Annotated in this window: 24 protein-coding genes and 1 tRNA gene; 8 read left to right on the top strand and 17 right to left on the bottom strand. The window is 62.5% G+C overall.

Annotation, left to right across the window (positions count from 1 at the left end):
* The first annotated feature begins 58 nt into the window (after positions 1-58).
* Both FHT70_RS14740 and FHT70_RS14735 read left to right on the top strand, forming a co-directional pair.
* Positions 59-754, top strand: coding sequence for a fumarylacetoacetate hydrolase family protein (locus FHT70_RS14740; protein ID WP_085778646.1), 696 nt, complete (start codon positions 59-61; stop codon positions 752-754).
* Between the two features lie 10 nt (positions 755-764).
* On the top strand, positions 765-1,295 hold the full coding sequence (locus FHT70_RS14735) for a gamma carbonic anhydrase family protein (protein WP_183702448.1): 531 nt from the start codon (positions 765-767) through the stop codon (positions 1,293-1,295).
* Between the two features lie 211 nt (positions 1,296-1,506).
* Here the strand turns inward: FHT70_RS14735 and FHT70_RS14730 are convergent, their stop codons facing one another.
* Both FHT70_RS14730 and FHT70_RS14725 read right to left on the bottom strand, forming a co-directional pair.
* On the bottom strand, positions 1,507-2,214 hold the full coding sequence (locus FHT70_RS14730; RefSeq protein WP_183702445.1) for an isoprenylcysteine carboxylmethyltransferase family protein: 708 nt from the start codon (positions 2,212-2,214) through the stop codon (positions 1,507-1,509).
* Between the two features lie 216 nt (positions 2,215-2,430).
* Positions 2,431-2,832, bottom strand: coding sequence for a hypothetical protein (locus FHT70_RS14725; protein WP_183702442.1), 402 nt, complete (start codon positions 2,830-2,832; stop codon positions 2,431-2,433).
* A 309-nt stretch (positions 2,833-3,141) separates the two neighbouring features.
* On the opposite strand from FHT70_RS14725, the gene FHT70_RS14720 reads away from it, so the two are divergent.
* Positions 3,142-3,516 (top strand): hypothetical protein, encoded by a 375-nt coding sequence (locus tag FHT70_RS14720; protein ID WP_183702439.1) that lies wholly within the window; start codon positions 3,142-3,144, stop codon positions 3,514-3,516.
* A gap of 20 nt (positions 3,517-3,536) precedes the next feature.
* Here FHT70_RS14720 and FHT70_RS14715 read toward each other — a convergent pair whose 3' ends face one another.
* Together FHT70_RS14715 and FHT70_RS14710 are read right to left on the bottom strand one after the other, a co-directional pair.
* The gene (locus tag FHT70_RS14715; RefSeq protein ID WP_183702436.1) at positions 3,537-3,935 is read right to left on the bottom strand and encodes an ester cyclase; all 399 of its coding nucleotides are present in this window, start codon (positions 3,933-3,935) and stop codon (positions 3,537-3,539) included.
* A gap of 67 nt (positions 3,936-4,002) precedes the next feature.
* On the bottom strand, positions 4,003-4,578 hold the full coding sequence (locus tag FHT70_RS14710) for a transglutaminase-like cysteine peptidase (protein WP_183702433.1): 576 nt from the start codon (positions 4,576-4,578) through the stop codon (positions 4,003-4,005).
* Positions 4,579-4,901: 323 nt separating this feature from the next.
* On the opposite strand from FHT70_RS14710, the gene FHT70_RS30315 reads away from it, so the two are divergent.
* A complete protein-coding gene (locus tag FHT70_RS30315; protein WP_348649539.1) occupies positions 4,902-6,185 on the top strand; it encodes a hypothetical protein in 1,284 nt (427 codons plus the stop codon).
* Positions 6,186-6,421: 236 nt separating this feature from the next.
* Here FHT70_RS30315 and FHT70_RS14700 read toward each other — a convergent pair whose 3' ends face one another.
* The 3 genes from FHT70_RS14700 to FHT70_RS14690 are packed head-to-tail and all read right to left on the bottom strand — an operon-like array spanning position 6,422 to position 8,581.
* Complete coding sequence (locus FHT70_RS14700; RefSeq protein ID WP_183702430.1) at positions 6,422-6,820, bottom strand: Fur family transcriptional regulator; 399 nt, start codon at positions 6,818-6,820, stop codon at positions 6,422-6,424.
* Complete coding sequence (gene znuB / locus FHT70_RS14695; RefSeq protein WP_183702427.1) at positions 6,817-7,629, bottom strand: zinc ABC transporter permease subunit ZnuB; 813 nt, start codon at positions 7,627-7,629, stop codon at positions 6,817-6,819. The genes FHT70_RS14700 and znuB overlap by 4 nt, the downstream gene beginning before the upstream one ends.
* Positions 7,622-8,581, bottom strand: a complete 960-nt coding sequence (locus FHT70_RS14690) for a metal ABC transporter ATP-binding protein (protein ID WP_183702424.1) — start codon at positions 8,579-8,581, stop codon at positions 7,622-7,624. The genes znuB and FHT70_RS14690 overlap by 8 nt, the downstream gene beginning before the upstream one ends.
* Before the next feature lie 100 nt (positions 8,582-8,681).
* Between FHT70_RS14690 and FHT70_RS14685 the strand changes: the two genes are divergently transcribed.
* From FHT70_RS14685 to FHT70_RS14675, 3 genes are all read left to right on the top strand, one after another.
* Positions 8,682-9,764: a zinc ABC transporter substrate-binding protein gene (locus tag FHT70_RS14685; protein ID WP_183702421.1), complete on the top strand. Its 1,083-nt coding sequence runs from the start codon at positions 8,682-8,684 to the stop codon at positions 9,762-9,764.
* Between the two features lie 424 nt (positions 9,765-10,188).
* A complete protein-coding gene (locus FHT70_RS14680; RefSeq protein WP_097598056.1) occupies positions 10,189-10,572 on the top strand; it encodes a VOC family protein in 384 nt (127 codons plus the stop codon).
* Between the two features lie 93 nt (positions 10,573-10,665).
* Entirely contained in the window at positions 10,666-11,997 is a 1,332-nt protein-coding gene (locus tag FHT70_RS14675) for a hemolysin family protein (RefSeq protein WP_097598055.1), read from the top strand.
* On the opposite strand, the gene chrA is transcribed toward FHT70_RS14675, so the two are convergent.
* Positions 11,998-13,419, bottom strand: a complete 1,422-nt coding sequence (chrA, locus tag FHT70_RS14670; protein WP_097598054.1) for a chromate efflux transporter — start codon at positions 13,417-13,419, stop codon at positions 11,998-12,000.
* 1 nt (position 13,420) lies between these two features.
* The gene (locus FHT70_RS14665) at positions 13,421-14,236 is read right to left on the bottom strand and encodes a sulfurtransferase/chromate resistance protein (protein WP_097598053.1); all 816 of its coding nucleotides are present in this window, start codon (positions 14,234-14,236) and stop codon (positions 13,421-13,423) included.
* Positions 14,237-14,571: 335 nt separating this feature from the next.
* On the opposite strand from FHT70_RS14665, the gene FHT70_RS14660 reads away from it, so the two are divergent.
* The gene (locus FHT70_RS14660; RefSeq protein WP_085778663.1) at positions 14,572-14,886 is read left to right on the top strand and encodes a hypothetical protein; all 315 of its coding nucleotides are present in this window, start codon (positions 14,572-14,574) and stop codon (positions 14,884-14,886) included.
* Between the two features lie 330 nt (positions 14,887-15,216).
* Here FHT70_RS14660 and FHT70_RS14655 read toward each other — a convergent pair whose 3' ends face one another.
* The 8 genes from FHT70_RS14655 to FHT70_RS14620 all read right to left on the bottom strand — a co-directional run bounded on the left by FHT70_RS14655 (position 15,217) and on the right by FHT70_RS14620 (position 22,447).
* Positions 15,217-15,519, bottom strand: coding sequence for a hypothetical protein (locus FHT70_RS14655; protein ID WP_085778664.1), 303 nt, complete (start codon positions 15,517-15,519; stop codon positions 15,217-15,219).
* Positions 15,520-15,605: 86 nt separating this feature from the next.
* Positions 15,606-15,902, bottom strand: a complete 297-nt coding sequence (locus FHT70_RS14650; RefSeq protein ID WP_085778665.1) for a hypothetical protein — start codon at positions 15,900-15,902, stop codon at positions 15,606-15,608.
* Between the two features lie 127 nt (positions 15,903-16,029).
* Positions 16,030-16,105 (bottom strand) — tRNA-Lys (locus FHT70_RS14645).
* A 219-nt stretch (positions 16,106-16,324) separates the two neighbouring features.
* Positions 16,325-17,236, bottom strand: a complete 912-nt coding sequence (locus FHT70_RS14640) for a PhzF family phenazine biosynthesis protein (RefSeq protein ID WP_183702418.1) — start codon at positions 17,234-17,236, stop codon at positions 16,325-16,327.
* Positions 17,237-17,463: 227 nt separating this feature from the next.
* Complete coding sequence (locus FHT70_RS14635; protein WP_097598051.1) at positions 17,464-18,234, bottom strand: NUDIX hydrolase; 771 nt, start codon at positions 18,232-18,234, stop codon at positions 17,464-17,466.
* On the bottom strand, positions 18,231-19,340 hold the full coding sequence (locus FHT70_RS14630; protein WP_183702415.1) for an endonuclease/exonuclease/phosphatase family protein: 1,110 nt from the start codon (positions 19,338-19,340) through the stop codon (positions 18,231-18,233). The genes FHT70_RS14635 and FHT70_RS14630 overlap by 4 nt, the downstream gene beginning before the upstream one ends.
* A 405-nt stretch (positions 19,341-19,745) precedes the next feature.
* Positions 19,746-20,765: an ABC transporter ATP-binding protein gene (locus FHT70_RS14625; RefSeq protein ID WP_097598049.1), complete on the bottom strand. Its 1,020-nt coding sequence runs from the start codon at positions 20,763-20,765 to the stop codon at positions 19,746-19,748.
* Complete coding sequence (locus tag FHT70_RS14620) at positions 20,753-22,447, bottom strand: iron ABC transporter permease (RefSeq protein WP_183702413.1); 1,695 nt, start codon at positions 22,445-22,447, stop codon at positions 20,753-20,755. Before FHT70_RS14620 ends, FHT70_RS14625 begins: the two co-directional genes overlap by 13 nt.
* Positions 22,448-22,449 lie beyond the last annotated feature (2 nt).

The raw sequence follows: 22,449 nt of genomic DNA, 5'->3' as shown, positions 1-22,449 counted from the left end.
CGTGCGGTTTTCCGTCTAAGATGAGCTAAAGACTCGATAAGCACTGGAAAGGCCCGCTATGCCCCATCCCGCCACCGTCATCCCGCGTCCCGCACCGGTTCTACTGCCGGTTGAAGGCAGCGACGAGCGCTTTCCGGTGCGCCGCGTCTATTGCGTCGGGCGCAATTATGCCGACCATGCGATCGAGATGGGTCACGATCCCTCTCGCGAGCCGCCCTTCTTCTTCCAAAAGAACCCCGACAACCTGCTGCCGGCTGGCAATGCTTTCCCTTACCCGCCGCTTTCGAACGACGTGCATTACGAGGTCGAATGTGTGCTGGCGCTGAAATTGGGCGGGGCGAACATTCAGGCCGCCGATGCGCTCGGCTGCATCTATGGCTATGCCGTCGGCATTGATTTCACCCGCCGCGACCTGCAGGGCGAGGCCAAGAAGCTCGGCCGTCCCTGGGAGCTTGCCAAGGCCTTCGAGCAATCCGCCCCGGTCTCCGCAATCGTCCCGGCAAGCCGCCTCGGCCATCCCACTGAAGGCCGGATCTGGCTGGAGCAGAACGGCCGACGTGTCCAGGACGGCAACCTCAACCAGATGATCTGGAAGGTGCCGGAAATCATCGCCGAACTCTCGAAGCTCTTCGTGCTGGCGCCCGGCGACGTGATCATGACCGGCACGCCGGCCGGTGTCGGCGCGGTTGCGAGGGGCGACCGCATCACCTGCGGCATCGACGGTGTTGCGACGCTCTCGGTCGACATTATCTAAGGAGAGACCGATGCCCGTCTATGCGCTTGGCGGATTGACCCCCAAACTGCCGCCCTCCGGCCTCCACTGGATCGCGCCGGATGCGCATGTGATCGGCGATATCGAACTCGGCGAAAATGTCGGCATCTGGTTCGGCTCGGTGCTGCGCGGCGACAATGAGAGGATCACCATCGGCGCCGGCACCAACATCCAGGAAGGCGTCATGGCCCATACCGACATGGGCTTTCCGCTGACGACGGGAAAGGGCTGTACCATCGGCCACCACGCCATTCTCCATGGCTGCACGCTCGGCGACAACGTGCTGATCGGCATGGGAGCGACCATTCTCAACAGCGCAAAGATCGGCAACAACTGCCTCGTCGGCGCCAATGCGCTGGTGACGGAGGGCAAGGAATTCCCTGACAACTCGTTAATCGTCGGCGCACCCGCCCGTGTGGTGCGGGTGCTTGACGAAGCGGCTGTCGAGGGTATTCGCCGCTCGGCGGAAAATTATGTGGCGAATTGGCAGCGGTTTGCGCGGGATCTCAGGGTGATTGGGTGATTGAGAGGACGCCTCTTCCAGGAAAATATGCCTCATTTGCCTTTCGCTTACGCTCAAGGCGTGCGTCGCTTCCGCTCCTCACCCCCTCATCTGCCTGACGGGCATCCCCAACGGGGAGAAGATGCCGGCAGGCAGATGAGGGGGTGAACGACGACAGGAGCGATTGCACGGAGCGCAAGTGAAGGGCAAGTAATCGGATTTTACGGTCCCCTCACCAAACACCCGGGATCCAGCGCCAGCGTACCCGTTCCACATACTCCGCATATCCTTCAAGCCCCTTGCGCAACTCCGCCTCCTCTCCGAGCGTCCGGCCAAAGAGCACCACGACGAGCAGCCCCACGGGGATCAACGCATAGAGCGACCCGAGTGACAGCGCCGCTCCGGCGGCGAGCAAAATGGCGGTTGCATAGCCGGGGTGGCGGATCACGGCGTAGGGCCCGCTGTCGATCACCTTGTGGTCGCGATCGGTTTGAATGCGCACCGTCGGCTCGAAATGCCGGTTGACCGATTGCGCCCAGGTGAGGCCGAGATAGCCCGCGCTCATCAGGAGATAGCCGAGGACAACGACCCACCAGGGTTGCGGCGACCAGTGGAAACGGCCGTCGTCGAACGCGCCGACCGGAAGAATGGCAGCAAAGAGAATGATCGTCAGCGTCGCGACCACGGCGTCCCAGCGCTTGGTTCCCTTCTGATATCGGCTACGCGCCGCAAACAATTCCGGATTCGTCCGCCAGATCCAGACGAGCGCGATTGCAGTCAGCGCCAGGAAAAGGCCGAGAAAGATCCAGCCGCGTGGCCAGGCGAACGTGCCGGCGGGCCAGAACAGTGCGACAACCATCACTGCGACGGTTATCGCGAGCGATCTGGCCGATGGCGCCGCCGCAAACGAGCGACGCGGCTGGCTGTGGTCCTGCGTCATGACGGTTTTTCCGTTCCACCGGGGCGAGCGCCTTCTGCTGTCGGCAGCGGCCGCAAAAGTCTGACAGTCTTATGCCTGACTTAGGAGGTGATACGCCCGCAACAACCCGTGGCAAGACGCAAACGGACCCGCCCCCTGATAACAGACGTCATTGTTTCCGAAGTTGCGTGGCCGCAGACTGTCGTTGCGGCAATATTGGATATTGTTGAAAAACGCCTATTCGGCCGCTTCCAGAAACTGGTTCTCTCCCGACGAAGCGGCAAGCGCCCGAACTTTGGCTTCCGTCTTGGCGATCAGCTGATAGAATTCGTCCTGCGCTTCGACATCCAGCTGAATGACGGCATTGACGTCATCGGGGGTATCGCAAACACAGGCGACCGCCGAAATGGGACAGATACCGCCGGGATAACGCTTACCGCTCCCGGTATAGGCACGACGACCCCAGCGCTCGGAATACACCGTTTCCTCCCGATCGAGATGGAGGATCGTGCCTTTACAGGCGGTCACGATGGCCGCCTTGCCGTAAGCGAACCAATGATAATTCAGCTTCCGGAGAATATATTTGCCAGTGATGTCTTCGCCAGCCAGTTCGGCAGGGTCTTCTATCATTCGGATCATGAGAGCGTCCTCAACATGTGAGCAATATCCGTCATCTCTACTTGCCCCGCAAGTCGAAAAGCGCAGCTTTTGTAGTAGCTTAGTCACAAAGTGTTTCTGATTCTTACATCTTGCACGCACCAGGCAGCTTGCCGGCCATGCAATCCATCGTCGAATTTCCCGCCTTTGCACCTGATTCCGCCCTTTCCCGGAGTAGCCATGCCGTCTTGCGTTTTCCCGCTGAGGCCCAATATTGAATCCCGGATCGGCCAATCAGCGGTCGGATGACGGCTCAACTGGTCCGCCGGTTCACACCCGCAGGAGTGCCCCATGGTCGAAGCCGTCAACCGCATCTCCTCCACCGCCGAGACCGAGCCCACCAAGGTCGGCATCAGCACCTCGATCGGCTCGGAACCCGACAATGCCTGGGTTGCCGCCCGCCAGTCGCGTATCACCGCCGACCAGCAGGCATCGAAGGGAGTTGCGGACACGAATGGTGCGGGCAATCTTGTTCCGCATGCGGATCTGCTCGTCGACAAAGACGAACATCCAGGAAAGCGGCGTGGGCACGCCCCATCCGGCGAAGGGGAAGAAAGCGGCGAAGACGCGACGGAACAGCGGCTATTGTCCGGTGAAAGCGATCGGATCGGCACCGGCAATTTCGACGCGGACACGCCCTTCGGCGAGCGCGTCGCCATCATCTGACGAAGTCCCGCTCCGCTCGGTCAAAGCCCGTCCCCAAGTTGGGCCTCGATCGTCGGCTTGTCGATGACCGACCAAACCTCGATGATCTTCCCACCGCGAAACTCGTAGATCACGTTCTCGGCGAAGGAAAGGCGCCTCCCGTTCACATCAAGCCCGAGAAACTTTCCTTTCGGCGAACAGTCGAAGGCCAGCCGGCAAGCAACGTAAGGCGGATCGCTAAGAAGCATCCGCACGCTGAAAGAAAGATCGGGAATCTCATCGAAATCCCGCTCCAACATGGCGATGTAGCCCGCAAGTCCAAGCCGCCGGCCGTTATGAACCGCACTGTCATCGACAAACTGGCCGAGATTGAGCCAGTCCTGCCGGTTAAGGCAGGCGATGTAGCCGCGATAGAGATCGGCAAGTTCTGTTTTGGTCACGGGCCTGCTCCTGGCTCGGCTGAGCTTTCGGCAAAGATAGCGCGCGCGCCGCCTTGCGGCTTGCAGATCACGAGAACTCGCCGGCGCGCGGACCGGCAAGCGTCACGCGCCAGCCGGTGCGCGACTGGAAATCCTGGGTGGCCAGAAACGTATAACCCGTCGTGCGCCAAGGCTTAACGGCGCTGGAGAGATTGTCGAGCACATAATCGCCCTGAGCCGTGCGGGCAATCAGAACGACATGGTTTTGATCGTGTGGTCCAATCACCACGGAAAGTGCCAGCCTGTTCGATGGAAAACCGGCGTCGACCAGGTCCTTCATTTTCTGAAGGGCGTAGTCCTCACAGTCGCCACGGCCGGCCACCGGCAGAGACCAAACATCCCCGTTTCCGGAGGGAGAGCGATCTTCTGCCGAAACGATACGCCGATTTACGGCACGATTGATCTTTTGAAGAAGCCCAATCCCAGCCTGCTCGTCGAACTGTTGTGACGCCATCCTGCCGCAAAGCCACCTGTACTTGGCACAGGCGGCAGCGAATCCCACCGGCGCGCCGATGCTTCGCGTCACAGGCAGTGACGATCCGGCAACTGCATGAAAATGCGATAAAATCACCCAAAAGAAGGCAAGAGAAAGGAGACGCTTCATAGCCGATTCCCTCAGTTCGTCTTCAGAAAATAGCACAGCCAGTATAAAAATTTATTAAAATTTTATACTTGCGAATTTAACCGTATTATATGAAAGGAACAGATTAATCCTGGTTTGTTCTTCATATTAATTCCTTGTTAGTATAAATATTCTCCCAATTAACGGTTAGTTAACCTTGGGAGACCAGTGAAATGATCAGCAGAGCAGCAAAATTCAGCCTCGCTGTGGCGTCCCTTCTGGCAAGCAGCAGCTTGGCAACGGCAGCCCCCACAGTCGTTAATTGCAAAGCCGCAGTCCGCGGCACCCTCGAATACAGGCTGTGCATGCCCACGCGGGCAATACAGACCGACAGCAAGTTCGGTCCGAACGATAAGGATCGCAGCAGCCGTGACGTCGGTGGCAAGAAGACATCCAACACCAACTCGCACGTCAGCAATGGCAACGGTGGCGATGACGGTGACAGCAAAGACGTCGGCCAAAGTGGCGGCAGCGGCGACCAAGGCGGTAGCGGTGATCAGGGCGGCAGTGGTGACCAGGGCGGCAGCGGCGACCAGGGCGGCGGCGGCGACGAGGGCGGCAGCGGCGACCAGGGCGGCAGTGGCGACCAGGGCGGCAGTGGCGACCAGGGCGGCAGCGGTGACCAGGGCGGCAGCGGCGACGAGGGCGGCAGCGGCGACCAGGGCGGCAGCGGCGACCAGGGCGGCAGTGGCGACCAGGGCGGCAGTGGCGACCAGGGCGGCAGTGGCGACCAGGGCGGCAGCGGTGACCAGGGCGACAAGGGCGATAAGGGCGATAAGGGCGACAAGGGCGGCAAGGGCGACAAGGGCGGCAAGGACGGCAAGGGCGGCAAGGGCGACAAGGGCGGCAAGGGCGACAAGGGCGGCAAGGGCGGCAAGGGCGACAAGGGCGACAAGGGCGGCAAGGGCGACAAGGGCGACAAGGGCGGCAAGGGCGACAAGGGCGACAAGGGCGACAAGGGCGACAAGGGCGGCAAGGGCGGCAAGGACCACGATCATCACGGCCGCGACAAAGGCGGAAAGGATCACGACCACGCCAAGGATGAACCCGGTAAGGGTGGAAAAGACCATCACAGCGGCAGCAAGGACGGGGGAGATCACGGCCATGGCAAGGGCGGCAACGGCAGTTCCGACAAAGGCGGCAACGACGGCGCGGGCAGCGGAGGCAACGGTGATGCCGGCAAGGGCGGCAATGACGGTGCAGGCAGCGGCGGTAACGGCGGTGCCGGCAAGGGCGGCAATGACGGCGCGGGCAGCGGCGGCAATAGCGATGCCGGCAAGAGCGGCAACGACGGCACGGGCAGCGGCGGCAACGGCGGTGCCGGCAAGGGCGGCAACGACGGCGCGGGCAGCGGAGGCAATGACGGTGCCGGCAAGAGCGGCAACGACAGCGCAGGCAGCGCAGGCAATGACGGTGCTGGCAAAGGCGGTCAGGACGGCGCGGACAGCGGAGGCAACAACGGTGCCGGCAGCGGCAGCAACGGCGATGCCGGCAGGGGCGGCAACAACGGCGCGGGCAACGCAGGCAGCGATGGGGCCGGAAAGGGCGGCAATGACGGTGCCGGCAAGGGTGATTCCGGCAAAAACTGATCGGAACGGTTAAGGCGGCTTGGCCCCGCCACTCAGCTGGCGGGCAGAGCGGGCGCCCCCCCTTTCCTGATGCTCGCGATTGTCGCGAGCATCTCCGTAGGGTCGACACGAAGCAGATCCTCCAAGCCAGCGCGAGGATGACCCGGACGGAAAAGGTTGTTAATAAACGGAGGGCCGGTTTGCGGCCCTATGTTATTGAATGCCGTGTCCTTTGTAGCGGGACGGAGCTCCCCGCCTCACGCAGCGCACGCCTCGCACAATCCGCGGATCTCGATCGTGGTCTTCTCGGGCTTGAACTTCTGCCCGCGCACCCAGCCCATCAGCCGGTGGTCGACTTCGTGGTCGTGGAATTCCATCACCTGGCCGCAGCTTTCGCAGATGGCGAAAGCGACGATACCGTGGCTATGGCAATTGTCGCCGGGATGGGCGCAGGCGACGAAGGAATTGATGCTTTCGAGCCGGTGCACGACGCCGTATTCGAGCAGCTTTTCCAGCGCCCGGTAGACCTGTAGCGGCGCGCGAAAACCATGGTCGCGCAACTTGTCGAGGATGGTATAGGCGCTGAGCGGCCCCTCGGCCTTCTCGAGCACTTCGAAAACCAGCGCCTGGTTCTTGGTGAGTTGCGGTGTTGTCATGAGCCTTGTCCTTGCGCGAGCGCGCGGCGCCTGACGGGAAGCAGGCTGAGAATGAAGAGGATCAGCGCCGCGACCACGATCGAGGGGCCGGACGGCGTGTCGTAGGTCAGTGAGCCGAACAGCCCGCCGACGACGGCGGCCGCCCCGATCAGCGCGGCGAGCACTGCCATGATCTCCGGCGTGACCGAGAAGCGGCGCGCTGCAGCCGCCGGAATGATCAGCAGTGAGGTGATCAGCATGATGCCGACGATCTTCATGGCTATTGCGATGACGACGGCCATCAGCAGCATGAAGAAGAGCCGCGCCCGCTCGGGCCGCAGCCCCTCGGCCTCGGCAAGCTCGGCATTGACGGTGGCCGCGAGCAGCGGCCGCCAGAGCCAGGCGATCGCCGCCAGCACGAAGAGCCCGCCACCCCAGATCAGCGCGATGTCCGATGTGGAGACGGCAAGGATATCGCCGAACAGGAAGGCGATGAGATCGATCCGGACCCAGCTCATGAAGGCGACCATGACGAGGCCGATCGCCAGCGTGGCATGAGAGAGGATGCCGAGCAGCGCATCGGCCGAGAGCGCCTGGCGCTTCTGCAGGAAGAGCAGCAACACCGATACGAGCGCGGCGACGGCGAAGACGGCCAGCGTCAGGTTGAGTTCGAACAACAGCGACAGCGCGACGCCGAGAAGCGCCGAATGGGCGATTGTATCGCCGAAATAGGCCATGCGACGCCAGATGATGAAGCAGCCGAGCGGCCCCGTCGTCAGCGCCAACCCGACGCCGGCAAGGATGGCGCGCACGAAGAAATCGTCAAGCATGGCGGCCCTCCCCGCTGCGGGAATGGGCGTGTTCATGCGCGTGATCGTGCCCACGATGATCTTCGTGAGCGTGGTCATGCCCGTGCTCATGGGAGCCATGTGCGTGCTCATGCCCGTGGTCATGCGCGTGTTCATGGCCCCCATGAGCATGATGCCCATCCTCGGGATAGCAATGATCCGTCACAGTGCCGTCGGCATGACGCACTCGGCCATCCGGCAGGTGGGTATGATCGTGGTGATGGCTGTAGACCGCAAGCGTCTGGGCTGCCCGGCTGCCGAACAGGCGCACATATTCCGGGCTGCGGCTGACGGTCTCGGGCGTTCCGCGGCAGCAGACATGGCCGTTGAGGCAGATCACCGTATCGGTCTCGGCCATCACGACGTGGAGATCGTGGGAAATCAGCAGGATGCCGCAGCCGCTGGCGTTGCGGATCGATTTGATGAGGTCGTAAAGCGCTATCTCACCGGAGAAATCCACTCCCTGCACCGGCTCGTCGAGCACCAGCAGGTCGGGCTTGCGGGCAATCGCCCGGGCCATCAGCGCCCGCTGGAACTCGCCGCCGGAGAGATGCTGAACCTCGGCGCCTATCATATGGGCGACGCCGGCGGCTTCGAGCGCTGCCTGGATGTCGCGCTCCGGCAGTGGCCCCGTCAGCGTCATCAGCCGGCGCACCGTCAGCGGCAGCGTCCAGTCGATCGAAAGCTTCTGCGGGACATAGCCGACCTTGAGGCCCGGGCGTCGCTCCACCCTGCCCTCGTCGGGCTTCAGCACGCCGATGGCGGCCTTGGCGCTCGTCGACTTGCCCGAGCCGTTCGGCCCGATCAACGTGACAATCTCGCCGCGCGAAACGGAAAATTCGACGCCGCGCACCAGCCAGCGGCCGCCGCGCAGAACGCCGACATTTTCGAGCGAAACCAGCCGTTCGCCCTTGGTATTTGCGGGAGAGAGCATCAAATTTTCCGACAGCGCTGTTGCATCCTGCTATTGCACACGTTATAGCATAACGCAATTGATGTAATAACATAACATTTGCAATTCAACGGAGCATATGATGAAACGCGCCTTGGGGCCTGCCCTGGACAGCCTGGCCCTCAGAATACCGGCTGTCCTCGCCATCCCGGCCCTTGCGATCCCCGCCCTGCTCTTTGCCGGCACGATGCGGGCCGCCGATGCTCCCGTCGTCGTCACCTCGATCAAGCCGATTCATTCGCTCGTTGCGGCGATCATGGAGGGCGTGGGTGAGCCGGAGCTGATCGTCGATGGCGCCTCCTCCCCGCACACCTACAGCATGAAGCCTTCGAACGCGCGCTCGCTACAGGAGGCCAAGGTCATCTTCTGGGTCGGCCCGAACCTGGAGGCTTTCCTGGAAAAGCCGCTCGACGCGCTGGGCTCGAACGCCAGTGTCGTCGAACTCGACAATGCGCCTGGTTTGACCAAGCTGCCCTTCCGCGAAGGCGGCGCCTTCGAGGCGCATGACGACGGGAACCATGAAAGCGCTCCCGAGCATGCGGATGCCGCCGGAAATGACCATGGTCACGACCATGCGGCTGAGCCCGGACATGACGATGGCCAAGCGCATCATGATGATCATGAAGAGCATGAGCACGGGCACGGCGCCTTCGATACGCATCTCTGGCTCGATCCGATGAATGCGAAGGCGATGGCCACTGTCATCACCACCACGCTGGTCGCCGCCGACCCCGCCAATGCACTGACCTATCAGGCCAATGCCAAGGCGCTTGATGACAAGCTGACGGCGCTGGACACGGAGATCGCCGCCACCGTCGCCCCCGTCAAGGACAAGCCCTTCGTCGTCTTCCACGACGCCTACCAGTATTTCGAGCACCGTTACGGCATCCGCGTCGCCGGCTCGATCACAGTCAGCCCGGAAACCATTCCCGGCGCCGAGCGCGTTTCGGAAATCCACCGTAAGGTCGGCGAACTCGGCGCAACCTGCGTCTTTGCCGAACCGCAATTCGAGCCACGCCTGGTCAAGGTCGTCATCGAGGGCACGAGCGCCAAATCGGGTGTGCTCGACCCGGAAGCAGCGACGCTCAAGGCCGGCCCCGATCTCTACTTCACCCTCATACGCGGCATCGCCGACAGCATGAAGGCTTGCCTCTCCAGCGCATGATCCTTTGGAATCTGAGTGATCTCGGAGAGTCATGTGCCATTCCAGAAGTGCGGAGCATCCTCGTCCCGGCGGAGGGCGCTATGGGGAGAGCTGAGACGGAAAGAGGCGGATGACCCCGATCCGCCTTTTTTCGTCGGCATACAACGAGGTCCCCATGGACAATAGACTTCCGATTGCAACGCTCTCCGGCTTTCTCGGTGCCGGCAAGACGAATCATATTTAGTTTCATCTTATACACTCCAGTGAACTGCCGCTTTTCCCGATGATACGCATCGCCGCACAGGCACGAAGATCGGATTCGATTTTCTGCGGAATTGGGCGCAGATTCAAATGACGGAGCGTTGCTCCGCGCCTTCGCTCGAGCGCGGGCGCCGTTGGACCCGCCGCATGGGATCGCTCGACTTAAGAGATGATGGAGGAAATCATGCCTGGCATCAGCATGCGTTATATCGTTGACGACGTCGACGCCGCGTTGGAATTCTACACTCGGCATCTCGGCTTCTCGGTCGCGCTTCACCCGGCCCCAGGCTTCGCCATTCTGACGAGGGACGGTTTTCGTCTGCTCGTCAGCGGCACGACCGGACCGGGCGGCGCCTCCCAGGCAATGCCCGACGGACGAAAACCGGAGCCCGGCGGATGGAACCGCATCCAGATCGAAGTCGCCGACCTCCAAGCCGAAGTCACCAAGCTGCGCCAGGCGGGCGCGCATTTTCGCAACGACATAGTCCAGGGCATCGGCGGCAAGCAGATCCTGCTGGAAGACCCGGCCGGAAACCCTGTCGAGCTCTTCGAAGCGCCGAAGCGATAAGCGCCGCGGCATCGCAAGAATGGCGGCCGCGCCTTGCCAGCTCTGTGCGAGCGTGTAGTTTCGGACTCGCATCAATTCAGGGGTAAGCAAAATATGTCCGAATCCGCGGGCGGGCTCTTCGACTTTGTCGGGATACTAGCCGTGTTCTTTCTCGTCGCTGCCAATGGCTTCTTCGTCGCCGCCGAATTCGCACTGGTTTCGATGAGGCGCAGCCGTGTTGCCGAGCTCGTCGCGGCCGGTCGCATGAATGCCTCCGCTCTCCAGCGCGCCATCGACAATCTCGACGCCAATCTCGCCGCCACCCAGCTCGGCATCACCATCTCGTCGCTGGCTCTGGGCTGGGTCGGCGAGCCGGCACTCGCCCACCTGATCGAACCGCTGCTCTCCTGGCTGCCTGAGCCATGGGTAACGACCGGCGCCCATACCGTCGCCATCGTCATCGCTTTCGTCATCATCACGGCGCTGCATATCGTGCTCGGCGAGCTCGCGCCCAAAAGTCTGGCGCTGCAGCGCAGCGAGGCCACCTCGCTTGCGGTCGTGCGGCCCCTCGGCCTCTTCCTGCTATTGTTCAAGCCGGCGATCTTCACCTTGAACGGCATGGGCAACCTTGTGCTGCGAGCCGTCGGCCTTCGCGCCGGAACCGGAGAATCCTCGTTCCACTCACCGCAGGAGTTGAAGCTGTTGGTCGCCGAGAGCCAGGAGGCGGGTCTTCTGAACCAGGTGCAGCAGCAACTCGTCGAGCGGGTATTCAACATCGGCGACCGGCCGATCTCCGACATCATGACACCGCGTCTCGACATCGAATGGTTCGATGCCGACGACAGCGAGGCGGAGATTCTGAAGACGATCCGAGAGTGCAGCCATGAGCAGTTGCTGGTCGCCCGCGGCTCGATCGACGAACCGATCGGCATGGTATTGAAGAAGGATCTTCTCGATCAGGTCCTCGACGGCGGCAAGGTCAGGCCGCTGGAGGTGATCAAGCAGCCACTGGTGCTGCATGAGGGTACCAAGGTCGTACGCGTCATCGACAGCTTCAAGGCATCGCCCGTACGCCTCGCCATCGTCGTCGACGAATACGGCAGTCTCGAGGGTATCGTCACCCAGACCGACCTGCTCGAGGCCATCGCCGGCGATCTGCCGGGCGCCGACGAGGAGCCCGACATCGTCGTGCGGGAAGACGGTTCGCTGCTGATCGACGCAATGATGCCGGCCTTCGATGCCTTCGAACGGCTCGGCCTCAAGGATCGCCCCGACGCCGATTTCCATACGCTGGCGGGCTTCGCGCTGCATCAGCTTCAACATATCCCGGAAGCCGGCGAAACCTTCCTCTTCGAAGACTGGCGCTTCGAGGTACTCGACATGGACGGCATGCGCATCGACAAGATGCTCGCGACCCGCATTCCCGTCGAGGGAGCAGAGGCCTGATCAATTCATCGCCAGTGTCCATAGCATGCCGGCGATCGCACAGCCGAAGAGCGTCGTGATAACCGAGGTCTTGAAGCGGAAGAGCGCGATGGCGGCGGCGGCGGAAAGCGCGATTGCCGCCGGTACGGCAGATTGCAGCTCTGGAATATCGAGCCGCAGGTTGCCGAAACTGACCTGCGCGACTTCGGCAAACAGCGTATGCAGCCCGAACCAGATGGCGAGGTTGAGAATGACTCCGACCACCGCTGCCGTGATCGCCGACATTGCCCCGGCAAGCGCCACATTGCCGCGCAGCTTTTCGATGAAGGGCGCGCCGAGGAATATCCAGAGGAAACAGGGCACGAAGGTCACCCATGTCGTCAGTATCGCGGCAAGGGTGGCGGCAAGCATCGGATCGAGCGAGCCGGGATTGCGAAAGGCGGCCATGAAGCCGACGAACTGGAGCACCATGATCAGCGGCCCCGGCGTGGTCTCGGCCATTCCGAGACCGTCCAGCATCTCGCCGGGTTTCAGCCAGCCGAAATGCTGCACGGCCTGCTGCGCGACATAGGCGAGCGCGGCATAGGCGCCGCCGAAGGTGACGACCGCCATCTTGCTGAAGAACAGGCCGATCTGGCTGAAGACGTCACCTTGTCCGAAGAACGCGTAAAGGGCGGCGACCGGCACCAGCCAGAGGGCGAGCAGTATGGCCGATATGCGCAGCGACCAGGCGAGGTTGGCGCGCGCATGCGCGGGAATACCCTCGCCCAGCGCCGATTCGGCATCCGACAGCACCGCGTCGCTTGCGGCCTTGTGGCCGCCGCCCGGACTAAAGGCAGCAAGCCCGAACTGGCCGCCGAGGAAACCCCCGATGCCGGCGGCCAGCACGATCAGCGGGAACGGCACGTGGAAGAAGAAGATGGCGACGAAGGCCACGGCCGCGATGGCAAGCATGACGCGGTTCCTCAGCGCGCGGCTGCCGATGCGGATGACTGCCTGCACGACGACGGCAAGGACGGCCGCCTTCAGGCCGAAGAACAGGCCGGCGACGATGCCGATGCTGCCGTAAGCCGCGTAGATATAGCTGAGGCCAAGGATCGACAGGAAGCCCGGCAGCACGAAGAGCGCGCCGGCGACGAGCCCCCCCAATGTGCGGTGCATCAGCCAGCCGATATAGACGGCGAGCTGCTGGGCCTCCGGCCCAGGAAGCAGCATGCAATAATTCAGGGCATGCAGGAAGCGGTGCTCGCCGATCCATCGCTTTTCGTCGACGATGATCCGGTGCATGACGGCGATCTGGCCGGCCGGGCCGCCGAAGCTCAAGGCGGCGACGCGCAGCCACACCCGGAAGGCCTCCCCGAACGAAACGCCGTGGTGATGCCCCTCGCCCGCATCCTTCTTGCCCGCCTGTCCGGCGGGCGCGTTCTCCGTCATATCGACCATCTCATGCCCTCTTTTTCGGCGCGGGCCAGTTGTGGGTCTCGTCGGTCGCATCACGGCACCAGCGGAAGAAGGCATCGTAGAGAAGCATTCCGGCCTCGAGTTGCTCCAGATCGTCGGAATACATTCTGGAGAGGCCGAGCGAGGCGGCAAGCAGACCGGACGCCTCGGGTGCCAGATCGAGCCTGGCCGTATCCGCCGCCCTGACGATCCGTGCCAGGCGCAAGAGCGGTTCGGACGCCAACCCGAATTCCTCGACCATCACGTCGAATGTGCAGAGCTCGCCGCGATGGCTCCAGAACACGTCCTCGATATCGAAGGGCGCAGCTCCGAAGCGCTCGCCGACGGCGACAACCTCAGGGGCCGGCACGAACAGGAAGACAGCGCTCGGATCGACGAAGCGCCGGATCAGCCAAGGACAGGCGATGCGGTCGATTTTCGGCCGCGCCCTGGTCACCCACACGGTGCGCCCCAGCCCGTCGCGGCGCGGCAGCTTCGCCTCGGGTACCGCTGGTCCGGCCGCGGCCCAGGCTTCGAAACCGCCTTCGAGGCTTTCCGCCTCAATCCCCGCATGCCTGAGATAGGCGGCGACGCCATGGCTGAGTTTGGCTCCCCTGTGGCAGACCACGACGACGGCATCGGCATCGATGCCATCAGCCCACGACGCAACCTCGGCGTGGTCGCGCCGGATCGAGCCCGGCACCAGGCGCGGATCGAGCGCGAAATCCTCGTCCGTGCGGACGTCGATGATGCAGGGCGCACCGGGTGTTCCGATGAGGCGGCTGAGCTTGTCGGGAGATATCTCGAGAAATGACGGCATCACGCGTCCCTCCGTTGATCGGTTGTACCGGACGCGATTCTTCAGCATGTCGCCTCGTGGGGTGATCGCAACCCCAGAACCAAAGCATTGGCAAAGACACCCCGTCCTGTCAAGGACGACGCTTCCGCTGCGGTTAGGTCCGTCTATACGGCGGCTGTGCCGTACATATGACAGCCAGCGATCTCCTCAGGTGTCATCCCCCGCAATTGCCTTTCGCTGCCGCTCGAGAAGCCGCTCCAACCCCAAAAACCCCGGCAATACAAACGCTTCGCCCCCAGAATGGAACAAAAGTCCCGCTCGTCCATTTCTCACACACCGAAAGAGGAGAAAGTACCATGACGTACGACCCCAATAATGCCAACGATCCGAACCGCCCGCTGAACCCGAACCTGGACCTGCGCACGACGCCGCCGGCGCGCAGCAGCAATACGTGGGTTGTTTGGGTTGCTGCATTGGCCGTGATCGCTGTTGCTGCATTCGCCTATTCGCAGTGGAGCAGCACATCTCCCGGCACTTCGCCGGATACGACAGCCTCCACGACCCAGTCCGAGCCGGCCCCGGCTAAGCCGATCGCTCCGACCGATAACAGCGCAACGCCTGCTCCGGCACCTGCACCGGCCACCCCGCCGGCCGCTCCTGCCCAGCAGTAATCGCTGCCCGGTCGTAAGGAGTCGCGCTAGATGCCTCCTTGGCGTATCCGGCAGGACACGCCAAGGAGGATCTATGCAATGGTCCCGGGGAACTGGTGACGCGCCGGCACGGCTTCTTATCTACGGCCGGCCCTTGAATAACCGCAAATCGGCACTTATTTAGAGATTATTAAATTTGTCTCTGACGGCTGACCACGGATGTACTGGCAGCCGTCATTGAGACAGATCGAGGAAGGTCGGTGCGAGTTTCGCCCGGCCTTTTTTCTTGGCCTGTCGGGGAAGACCGGGCGATTTCACGCTCGCCGCGTGAAGCGCCCCTGCAGCCCGATGTTAGTTGGGAATCCTGTTGTAGAAGGATTGCGGATCGTACACGCACTCGTAGTCGAGAACGCACATCTTCCCGTCTCTATCCCTCACCGTTGCAGTGTCGTACTTGTCACCCAGATTGCATCGGGCCGGCGGATAACGGAAGCTGCGACCGCCGATGCCCATGCGCACGAAAACGGCTTTGTCCTTACGGATGATTTGCGCAAGCTCCTTGCAGCTGTGATCCCTGGCATTGACCTCTACCGCCTCGGCGGCGAGGGCTGCGGACGGAAACAACAGGGCGAAGGCCAAAAAGAGGCTTTTCATGGGAACTCCTGGAGGCGAGAGCGTGATGAACGACAAAAAACGTGAGCGGTTTTGGATGATATCCCACGCAACTGAGAACGAATTCTTCAGGGGAAATTATAGGGCGACGCCGGGTCGAACACGCAGGCATAGTCCAGAACGCAAGTCCTCCCTTCGGCATCGCCAACGCTTGTCGTGCTGCGCTTGTCGCCCATGTCGCACTGCGCCGGCGGGTAGCGGAAGCTGCGGCCGCCGAGGCCGACACGGACAAAGACCTTCTTGTTCTGCCGGATGATCTGCGCAAGCTCGCTGCAGCTGTGGTCCCCCGCTTTGACCTCCACTGCGCTCGCTGCAAAGGCCGGCAGCGGCAAGGATAAAGCCACGATGAATATGACGGTTCTCATGACCCCTCCCGTTAATAGGGGAGAGATAGGGTGCGCAGGTCGACACGGCCAGTCATGCCGAAACATGCGGTCGGCCTAGAAACAAGACCATGCGCTGACGCTATTCAATCAATCTTATCAAGAGATTTGGTGGGTGATGTAGGGCTCGAACCTACGACCCGCTGATTAAGAGTCAGCTGCTCTACCAACTGAGCTAATCACCCGTTCGCGCTTGGCTGCGCGGTGTGACGGGGCGTATAAACAGGATCGGCAGGCTTGTCCAGCGCATCAGCGAAAATTCTTTGGTTAATCTCAAAGATTTTTCCGCAGCGCCGAAATGCGGCACACACTCCTAGAACTCGGAATCGATCTTCGAGAAGGATGATGCGCCAATTCAAGGTGATAGAGCGTCCCGGCTGACGGAGCGCGGCGCTCTCGCAAACTCAAAGCTCAAGTGTGCCGCTCGCCAGCCGCACCGCCTGGCCGCCGATCCGCGCGTTGGAAATCGTCCCGCCTTCGACATCGATATGCAGGTGGATGAAGGACGGACGACCCATCTCGACGCCCTGCTCAATCATGATCGGGTGGTGCCCGTCCGTTAGCCGGTCAAAATGGCGGATTGCTCCGGAGAGCGCCGCCGCCGCCGCGCCGGTGGCCGGATCCTCGACGATGCCCATGCCGCTGGCGAACATGCGCGCATGGAACTTCGCAACGTGGTTGACGCCGCCGCGGCAATAGACATAGGCCGAGGCAAGCGCGCCATCGGCGAAGGGCACGATCTTCTCCCAAAGCTGCGGATCGAATTCCACCCGCTGAGCCGTGCCGACATCGTGCACCGGAATGAGCAGAAACGGAACGCCGGCGCTCCAGACCGAGGGGACGTGATTTTCAAAGCCGATATCGGTGACCTTCAGCGACAGCGCATCGGCGATGCCGAGCTTGTCGAGCGGCATGACGGCCTGCTGCGATTTGCGCGGCAGGTCAAATTCGGCAAAGCTCGCCTCACCCTGCCTCAGCCGCACGGCGCAACGCACCGGCCCGACGTTTTCCTCGAGCACCATGACGAGATCGAGCGCCGCTGCGCCATGAGCCCGCTCGGCCAGCGCCACCGCAGTGCCGACCGTGGGATGGCCGGCAAAGGGCAGCTCCCGGCCCGGCGTGAAGATTCTGAGCTTCGCCGCGTAGGCGGGATTGGTCGAAGGCTGCACGAAAACCGTTTCGGAGAGATTAATCTCCCGGGTGATCGCCTGCATCGCCTCGTCGCTGAGATTGTCGCCGTCGAAAACCACTGCGAGTGGGTTGCCCGCAAGCTTTCGATCGGTGAACACGTCATAGACGCTGTAGCTTCGCGCCACATCGGCCTCCTTGAATCGATCGTCGGGCCGTCAACCTGCCCGACCGTGCGACCGAGCGCAAGGCGCTAACTCGGGTAAGAACAACCCGTCGCCGGCCGGAGACGTCTGCACTCGGCAATTTGCGCGGGATCGTTAATGAAAATCGATTTTTCTCGGAAGCGCTTGACGAGTGTGGTACCCCCCGAAAGGGGTCTCGAAGGACGAGGTCGGCCTCTGATTGCCGCGCCCTATGCGCCCCTCTTCCCGAAATACCAGTCAATCACCGGCAGCATCGCGATGTTATACGGATAAGCGTTCCGATCAGCCGAACGGATCGCCACCGCACCCGCGATCTCCTTGTCTTCGGCGACCAGCATGTGGGCCTCGATCCGCTCGACCATCTCGTCGGCCGTCAGGTCGAAACGGAAGAGCCTCAGCAACGTCACCGTACGCCTGGCGTGGCTGGCAAAGAGCCCCTGCCCCGCCACCGAATCGGAAAGATTGAGGCCGGTTTCCTCGAGCACCTCGCGGCGCATGTTGGCCTCGATGTCGCAGCGCCCGTCGAAGATATCCTCGGGTTCCAGAGAGCCGGCGGCGAAATAGACCTGGCCGGGATTGGCGGTGTGCGCACCCATGCGGATCGCAACCAGCGCGCCGTCGGAGCTTTCGAGCACGGGATAGGCGAAGATGTGCAGCCCGCCTTGGCGCTGCGGCTGGCGGCGCCAGTACATGAAGGCGGAAAAAGGCGTGACGTAGCCCTCACCCGAAATTCCCTCCTCGCCGAGCGACAGCCGCTGCTGGAAGATCAGGCGCCCGTCGAAGAGCGCCGGGTTGGCGGCGATCTCCCTCAGCCAATTCTCGCGGATCGCCGTTTCCTCGGCGGCGACGAAAGGATGAGTGCCGGGCAGGACGCGGAGATCGACGGCTGCGATGGGGAAGACCGTAGCTTCCGGCGGCCAGCCGGCGAAATCATCAGGAAAATCAGTGTTTGCAAAATTTATCTTCAAATTCGTTTTCATGGGAGATCCAGTGTCATGACGACGGGGCAATGGTCGGAGGCCTTCGGCCGGTCCCAGCCGGTACGAGGATAACGCTCCACCTCCTGCCCCGGCGGGAAGATGGTGCGGTAGGGTTGGCCGCTGCGGATGATCTCAGGCAGGAGTCCTGCATTAAGGGCGGCAAGTGCGGGCGAAAGCCAGATATAATCGAGCTGGCAGAGGTGCTGCTCCTGCGGCCCGCGCGCATGATAAAGCGTCCAGCGGTCGAGGGGCTGACGACGGCGGACGACATTTTCAGCAAAGCTGTCATGGCTGAAGACGTCGAGCGCGCTTTCGGTCTCCACCTGATGCTCGAAACGATAGCCGGCGCCACGCCGCCCAATGACGTCGACGCGCTCCTGATAGTCATTCATGTCGCCGCATATGGCAAAGCTCTTCGAGGCTGTGTGGCCGGCGCCGAAGCGGTCCTCGATGACGCGGCGCACGGCGCGCGCCTCGGCGCGACGGAGCGGCAGTGTCGATTGCCGCCCGTCCAGGCCGTCGCGCGCACTGCCCATCGACTTGAAATGCACGACATAGAGCGAGAAAGGCCTGCCGCCGATCAGGAGGTCGAGTTCCAGGCAGTCGCGCTTGAATATCTTGTCGTCGATACGATTGGTAAGCGCCAGTTCCTCGTCGAAGAGATCGAAGTCGCGATAGGTCGTCATCGCATGGCTTCTGATATCTCTAAGCTCGATCTTCTGGCCATCGCGCGTTTCCTCGCGCATCAGCACGGCGACATCGATGCCGCGGCTGTCATTGCCCTCGACCAGGAATTTCTGCCGATACCCATTTCCGACCATGCGGAAGAGATAACCGTATTCGAACGCCTGAAGGGCGGCCATATTGTCGATTTCCTGCAGGCAGAGAATATCGGCGTCGGCATCCGCGATCGCCAGCGCCGTCATCTGCCTCGTATCATCGGTGGCGGCGATCACGCGCGCTTGCTCGAGCTGCTGGTAGACGCCCTCGCTGTTCACCTCGAAAAGCTTGATGACGCGATCCTGGCGCAGCTGGTTGCGAAAACCCGTGAAATCGAAACGGGTCAGCAGGTTTTCGACGTTGAAGGTGGCGAGGCGGAGCGACATGAGAAAGGTCCGGTTGCGCGCAGTACCTTATCCGGCAATCGCCGCAGGAAAAGATGGCAGAGCCAAGAAAATTGCGGATAAGCTTGGCTTCCAGGACCGAAACAAGCCGCGTCGGCATCCGGTTCCGCACGGCTGCGGGTCTGGTAGGCTACAAGCCCCGACAGCCCGCAAATATCCGAACTAAAATAATGCATGCCCGGCGAACAGATCGCCTCAACGCGTTTTTCCACGGCGCTTAAATACCGCTGGTGGGCTTGAGGTGGCGTTATCGTGAGGTTGGCTGTGTCCGCCGTCAGGACTGCTGGACGAGCTGCTGTTGCTCGACCCTTCGCGATTCGGAACGAGGCACCGGCGACTTTCAACATTATCGTCAAGCTTCAACGACCGTGAGGTCACTCGCCTCCGTCAAAGCCGCCACCCGGAGCGGATGACGACGCGTATCGTCTCGCCGGCCCCGACAACGGCGCGGCTGAAGGCGCGCAACGTCTGGCCGTTTCCGAGCGTCAGTTTGACGGCGTAACGCTCGCCTTCGAAAAGTGACGAGTCGACGGTCGCGGGAGCCCCCTCTCCTCCGATGATCACATCCTCCGGCCGCACCAGAATATCGGCGCCATCGGTATTGGCCGCCTGCAGCGCATCCTTCAGCTCGTCCCATTCCAGATGGCGTTCGCCGCCCATGACAGACAAGGTCAGGATAGCGCCGCGCCCGATCAGCCCGCCGACGATTCGTCCTTCCGGGCGGGCATAGATCTCGGCTGGCGGCGCGACCTGCAGCAGGCGCCCTTCGGACATGACGGCGACGTCGGTCGCCAGCGCCATCGCCTCGCTCTGGTCATGGGTAACGTAGATCATCGTCGCGCCCGAGCGCTGATGGAATTCGCGAAAAGTCTCTTCCATCTCCTGCTTGAGGTGCCGGTCGAGATTGGCGAGCGGCTCGTCGAGTAGCACGACGTTGGGCGACGTCACCAGGCAGCGGGCGAGCGCCACACGCTGGCGCTGGCCGCCGGAGAGATCGGCCGGCCGGCGCCCGGCATGATCGGCAAGCCGCACGGTGGAAAGCGCCTCGCCGACCTTCGCCCGGTATGCCTCGCCCGAGACGCCGCGCACCTTCAGGGGATAGCCGACATTGTCGGCGACGCTCATATGCGGCCAGAGCGCATAGGACTGGAAGACCATCGCCATGTTGCGCTTCTCAGGCGGCAGCGACTGGGCGGCATCTGCCAGCAGCCGCTCACCGAGATGAATCGAGCCGTCGGAGGGGGTCTCGAAACCAGCGATCATCCGCAGCACCGTCGTCTTGCCGCAGCCGGAAGGCCCGAGCAGCGCCAGGAAGCCGCCATCGCGCACATCGAGCGAAAAGCCGCTGACGGCCGCCCGCCCGGTGCCGAAATCCTTGGCCACCTGGTTGAGGATCAGTTGCGCCACGGGACCACCCCTTTCGGCAGGCGTTTGGCCAGGAGTTCCAAGAGCAGCATCAGGACGATCACCATCAGCACGACGAGTACTGACAGTGCCGAGGCAAGGTCGGAACTGCCGCTGTCGTCGAGATTGTAGATCGCGACGCCAAGCGTCTGGGTGCCGGCCGACCAGAGCAGCGCCGAGATCGTCAGCTCGTTGCAGGCGATGAGAAAGACGAGGATGACGGAAGCGCCGGCGGCCGGCGCGATCAGCGGCACGATGATATCGGAAAGCCTGCGGAAGAAGCCGGCGCCGGAAAGCCGTGCGGCCTCCTCCAGCGCCGGATCGAGCTGATGGAAGGCGCTGACGACGGGCTTTAGGCTGATGGCGAAGAAGGAGGAAAAATAGGCAATAAGGATGATCCAGATCGTGCCGTACAGCGAGACGTGCAGGACGGGGATCGGTGCCGCGAAGACGAGAATGAAGGAGACCGCCATGACGATGCCTGGCAGCGAATAGGGTATCTCGATCAGGCTGGAAACGATCCGCGACGCCATGTCTCTGCGTCGCGTCAGTGCATAGGCCGCAAGCACTGTCACCACAAGCAGACCAAGTGCGGTCGCGCCGGCAAGCGACAGCGAATTGATAAAGGCCGTGCGTGTCACCGCCTGCCGGAATAGGATCTCCTGAAAGGCATGCAGCGACATAGTCTTGAAGGTGAGTGGTACGCCATAAGCCGGCACCAGCGCACAGGCAAGAAGCGCGAAGAAGGGGGCGGCCAGCATGAAGAACAGGATCGCCCAGAGGAGCGGCGGGAAGGCGAAGCGCCAGGGGCCGAACTCGAAGACGGCACTTGCCCCCGACAGGCCGATGACGCGATAGTCGCGGCCTCTGAGCGCCCGGTCCTGGATCATCAAGCCTGCGACCGAGATCATGGCGATGATGCCGGAGAGCACGGCGACATCGCCGAAGGTGCGGCTGGTGAAGGCAGAGAATTTGGTGAAGATGAGCGTCGGCAGCGTGTAGATCGAGGCCGGGATGCCGAGAATGGCGGGAATGCCGAAATTGCCGGTGCAGGAGACGAAGGAGATCGCCGCGCCGGCGATGATGCCGGGCAGAGACAGCGGCAGGATGATGTCGCGGAACACCCTGAGGCTTGAGGCGCCGGAAAGCCGCGCGGCCTCGACGCCGTCGCGCGGCAGCGTCATCAGCCCGGCGCGCAGCGCCAGATAGACCAGCGGCGCATGCTGCACGCCATAGAGCAGCGCAATGCCGCCCACCGAATAGAGCGGCTGCGGCGAACCCAGCGGCGGCGCAAGCGAGAGCGCCTTCAACAGCGGGCTCGACGGTCCCGACATCTGCACCCAGGCAAGTGCCGTCACCTGCGGCGGGATCATCATCGGCAGCACGAAGAAGAAGCTGAGCAACCCCTTGCCGCTGATATCGGTCAGCGTCAGCACGAAGGCGAAGAGGCAGCCGATGGCAAGGGAAATGATCGTGCCCAGAACCGCAGTGACGATGGTGTAATAGGTGGCCTGCCAGAGTGACGGTTCGCTCAGCACATCGATGACGCCGCCGCTGGCGAAGGCCATGATCCCGACCATGGCGAGGCGGGCGAGCGGCAGCACGCTGAAGATCAGGACTGATATGACGATAAAAGGAAACAGCCAGGCGGGCTGGCTGTTTCCCGGTCTCACATATCCTTGCATGG

This window comes from Rhizobium sp. BK049 (genome assembly GCF_014193135.1).
Lineage (GTDB): Bacteria > Pseudomonadota > Alphaproteobacteria > Rhizobiales > Rhizobiaceae > Rhizobium.
Note: the sequence above shows the minus strand (reverse complement) of the source record. Positions and strands in the feature narration are given on the sequence as shown.